We start from the raw sequence: 4,257 nt of genomic DNA on the forward strand, positions 1-4,257 counted from the left end.
AAATTTTATATTTATCGCGATCGAGGAGTATAGCTATCAGCTTGAAAGCAGAAGGATAGCCGATTATTGCACCTCAAATTGCAATTTAAGCATATTAATCGGGAGTAAATTGTGTATATTGAAACAATTTATAATTTTTTATTTTGGGAATGTTAATAACATTTTTTTACCTAGTTTTAACAACATAAAAGTTGTTAATCTCTAAAGGTCTAGAAAATTTTTCCCCACAATAAAATTAATCGAGTGAAAATGTAAAATTTTATTAAAAAAGATACCGAACGGGCAAAAGTTTAGTAATTTTAAGATTGATTTAGTTAAGATAAACGGAAAATTAAAAAATTGTGAATAATAAAAAAGTTAATGGTAAATAGATTAAGGAGACTTAGTAGTGGCTTCAAGTATGACTGAGGTGGCAGTGAAAACTGCGATCGCTGCTATTGAATCGGAGTCAGCAACTTTAGAAGAAAAAATCGAGATGCTGATCGAATTAGGCATGGAATTGCAAAAAAAGCCGAAAGAAATTCAGGATATCTGGAATGCGATGTCGCTGTATTCTCATGCCTTGGAGTTATGCCAGGAACAGTATCCTGTTTGGAAAGCAAGGGTGCTGACAGGGATGGGAACAGCATTGCGATCGATTCCCAGCGAAGGGGCAGATTTGTTACAAAAAGCTAGGGAATGTTATCAAACGGCATTGCCTTTGTTGCAAGAATACGCTTCCCCGGAGGAAGTAGCAGAAACAGAAATGAATCTGGGCTTAGTTTTACAAGCTTTGGTTCCTTTCCATCAGGCAAGATTGGTAGATAGCATCCAGCTATATCAACGCGCTTTAAGGGTATTTAAGGGAGATACTTATCCGCAAGAATTTGCGATCCTGCATAATAATATTGCGATCGCTTACCTTTCCATGCCGATGTCAGCGGAAGGGGAAGATATGCGACAAGCTTTAGCTGTACAATCTTTTCAACAGGCGTTAGAGTGGATTACTCTTATCGATCATCCCAATGAGTATGCAATGCTACAAAATAATTTGGGCAATGCTTTACAATATTTAGCCAGCGCCCATCCGGTAGAAAATAACTGGCGAGCGATCGCAGCTTATGACGAAGCGCTAAAAGTGCGTAACAAACGGGATACGCCGATCGAATATGCCAATACTTTAGCTAATAAAGCTAACGCCTTAAGCAATCTTCCTGACGATCCAGACCATCTCGAAGCAGGTAACGATCGTAACTTGTTGCAAGCAAGGGAATATTATCAGGAAGCAGCAAGTATCTTTCGTCAACACGGAAGGTTAGAACAGGCGGAAATGGTGGAACAGGCGATTAGTGAGTTATAGATTTATCGCTTTTGTCAGGGATTTTTTTTACCGCAGATAAAAGCAGATGAACGCAGATGAACGTAAATGAGTTTTACTATTTTTAGGAGAAGGCAATGAATGAAGTTCTGAACGATCCGCTGGTACAAAGTTTTATCTCCAGCTTTTTTGCAGGAGAAATTAATCTGGCGACGGGAATAGTGTGGTTGGGAATTGCGATCGGTTTCTCTATTCTTGGTGGGGCGATCGGTGGCATATTGCTAGCAGGAAAAGACCTGGGTTATCGACTGGCGGCGATGATTGGGGGATTATTTGGCCCTGCGGCAATAATTCCTGCTACTGTGCTGGGGTTAATTGTAATAGCCATTAATTAAAGTGTAAATAATACAAAGAGAGCAAAGAAAGGAGAAAAAATCGTGTTAGAAGTCGGCTGGTTTTCCACAAAATTACTGTTTAAAGGAAAGTTATTGCAAAATCCAGATTATTTTGCCAGACAAACTGCAATTGGAGTGATAATTGGCTGTTTGTTACTGGTAGGATTAGATCGGTTAGGTGCCCAAATATGGCTATCAATTCCAGTATCGGGTTTTTTGACTGGCGTATTAATGCCGTTTTTGCTGAAAGATGTGAAAATGAAATAAAGCAATGACAAATGACGATCGCAGTCCGACGCTGGAAGAACTGGTACGGGAAATCAATCGCTATGAAGCGATCGCTAGCGAATGGGATGAGTCGCAAAGAGTAGTATTAATGGCGTGGAAAAGGGCGATGGAAGCTTTGCATCGCGAAGCTTTGATCCGCCTAATTCGTAGTGTGAAACAAGATTCTTTATCTGCTTTGCGTCGTGCAGCTGAAGATGAGGTAGTATACGGTGTATTGCGTTACTACGATCTGGTAAAATCGCCGCAACCACCTTTGGAAGAAAGAATTAAACTTGCTTTGGCAGAAGTTCGACCGGGACTGCAAAGCCATAATGGAGATGTGGAACTGGTAGCGATCGATCTACCTACAGTCAAAGTTCGACTGATTGGAAATTGTAGTAACTGTCCTGCTTCCACTCTTACTTTATCCGACAGCGTAGAACAAGCTATTAAGCGTTACTGTCCAGAAATTACGCAGGTAATAGCCGTACAAACGGAGAAATTTCCAGCCAGTCAAAATTTATCTGAAAATATAGATAGCGATCGCATAGAATTAACTTCACTCGCTGAAGTTCCTACCCAAGGAATTTTAGCGATGAAATTATTAGGAAAATCGTTAATATTATTTAGAATTGGTTCTCAAGTTGTCTGCTATGAAAATGCTTGCAGTCATTTTGGTGAACCGCTAGACGCTGGGGATGTTAGTAATGGAATTTTAACTTGTCCTAGCCATAAGTTTCGCTATCGGTTGGAAACTGGAGAATGTTTAACTTCGCCTGAGATACCTTTGCAATCTTATCCGGTACAAGTACAAGATGGACGGGTATTTGTTCAAATAAAGCGATCGACCAATTAATAACTACTAAAAAGCTTTTTCAATAGCTAAAATGCTATTTATCAGTATTTTTGAGTATATAAGACAACCTCATCATTTCATTTCAGTGCATATACTGAGGAAATCGATGTGTTTTTGTTTTACAATTATTTTATATTCCTCATTAAAAGCCATATCAAATAGAGAAATTCTAGTTAGTCAAAACCTCCAAACTTGCTAACTAAAATCAACATAGGAGTTTTACATGGTTTCACTTTATCCTGGTCAAAAAGCTAACCAACTTGCTAACGAAGCAAAAGAGCGTTATGAGCGTAACCTTGAACAATTGAAACAGGCGGAACAAGCCACAAACGTATTTGCCCAAGAGTATGGCGAACTGCAATTAAACGTGATCAGAAGTACTATTAAACGCTTTGTTACTTTCTTGGAAAATACAGGTCGGAAAGCTTCGGAAAGTGAAAAACGGCTATTAGAAGGAATGGACTTTTCAGTGCAGCAAATTAAAGAGTATAAAGCTGCGGCTGTAGGAGCAGAAAAGTATTTTTTGGCTGGGGTAAAATCTGCGGGAGCAGCAGCAGCAGGATACGGAGGTGCGATCGGCGTTGCTACTTCGATCGGTGCAGCAAGTACAGGAACAGCTATTTCTAGTTTGAGTGGAGCAGCTGCTTGGAATGCAACTTTAGCATGGTTTGGTTTTGGATCAGTTGCAGCGGGTGGCGGCGGTATGGCTCTGGGCACTCTCGTACTTGGCGGGATCACTGTTTTACCAGCTTTAGCAATAGGTGGCTTTTTTGCGGCGAAAGAAGGTGAAAAAGCGATGACAAAGGCGAAAGAATACGAAGCCAAAGTTAATAAAGCAGTTGCAGAAATGAGAGTTGCTAAAGACTTTTCTCTACAAGTAAGAGATCGAATTTGTGAATTAAAGCGGGTTTTTGAATTTCTTAATTCTCGTGCTATTGAAGGTCTTAATCAATTGGAGTCTCAACCTTTCGAGGCGAAAAGAGATGCAGAAAAATTTCAACAAGTAGCACTTTTAATGAAAGGACTTGTAGAAATTTTGAAAACTCCAGTAATGAACAGCGAAGGAAAACTTAACCTTGGCACTGTAACGATTTTAGAAAAATATCGTACTCTACCAGGCAAATAAATATGACAGATGTAACAGTTTTTAGTACAACCGTTATGGGTAGGCGGTAGAGTATGACGGAAATACTCAATAAATATGTAAAAGCTTTTGAACAGTTAAAAACAGAAGAAGCACTGATCAACAAGTTGGCAGAAGAGTATGGTCAACTCCAACTTAATGTAAACAGATTCACAATTCAAAGCTTTGTTACTTTCTTGGAAAGCACAGGTCGAAAAGCTTCTCTAAGTGAAAAGAGGATTTTCCAAGGGATAGAAATTTTAGTGCAGCCAATTGAGTATGAAGATTCTGTTCCTGAAACAGGAGAGATTAAAAATTA

General features: G+C 39.3%; 5 protein-coding genes and 1 pseudogene. All 6 read left to right on the forward strand.

All coding sequences use genetic code 11. From position 1 onward, the window contains the following. Nucleotides 1-388: 388 nt before the first annotated feature. Nucleotides 389-1,339, forward strand: coding sequence for a hypothetical protein (locus H6S82_RS21030; RefSeq protein WP_190468089.1), 951 nt, complete (start codon nt 389-391; stop codon nt 1,337-1,339). 95 nt (nt 1,340-1,434) lie between these two features. Beyond that, entirely contained in the window at nt 1,435-1,692 is a 258-nt protein-coding gene (locus tag H6S82_RS21035) for a hypothetical protein (RefSeq protein WP_190468085.1), read from the forward strand. Nucleotides 1,693-1,734: 42 nt separating this feature from the next. Next, nucleotides 1,735-1,959, forward strand: a complete 225-nt coding sequence (locus tag H6S82_RS21040) for a hypothetical protein (protein ID WP_190468082.1) — start codon at nt 1,735-1,737, stop codon at nt 1,957-1,959. Nucleotides 1,960-1,963: 4 nt separating this feature from the next. Then, nucleotides 1,964-2,815, forward strand: a complete 852-nt coding sequence (locus H6S82_RS21045) for a NifU family protein (protein ID WP_190468079.1) — start codon at nt 1,964-1,966, stop codon at nt 2,813-2,815. A 223-nt stretch (nt 2,816-3,038) separates the two neighbouring features. Next, nucleotides 3,039-3,941, forward strand: coding sequence for a hypothetical protein (locus tag H6S82_RS21050; protein ID WP_190468077.1), 903 nt, complete (start codon nt 3,039-3,041; stop codon nt 3,939-3,941). Between the two features lie 53 nt (nt 3,942-3,994). Further along, a pseudogene (locus tag H6S82_RS21055) lies at nt 3,995-4,257 on the forward strand (hypothetical protein); the annotation flags it as partial.

This window comes from Planktothrix sp. FACHB-1355, assembly GCF_014748295.1.
Taxonomy (GTDB): domain Bacteria; phylum Cyanobacteriota; class Cyanobacteriia; order Cyanobacteriales; family Aerosakkonemataceae; genus Aerosakkonema; species Aerosakkonema funiforme_A.

What these genes read in the sequence shown, in the direction of transcription:
- H6S82_RS21035 (WP_190468085.1), top strand. Translation starts at nt 1,435, where the DNA reads ATGAATGAAGTTCTGAACGATCCGCTGGTACAAAGTTTTATCTCCAGC.
- H6S82_RS21045 (WP_190468079.1), top strand. Translation starts at nt 1,964, where the DNA reads ATGACAAATGACGATCGCAGTCCGACGCTGGAAGAACTGGTACGGGAA.
- H6S82_RS21050 (WP_190468077.1), top strand. Translation starts at nt 3,039, where the DNA reads ATGGTTTCACTTTATCCTGGTCAAAAAGCTAACCAACTTGCTAACGAA.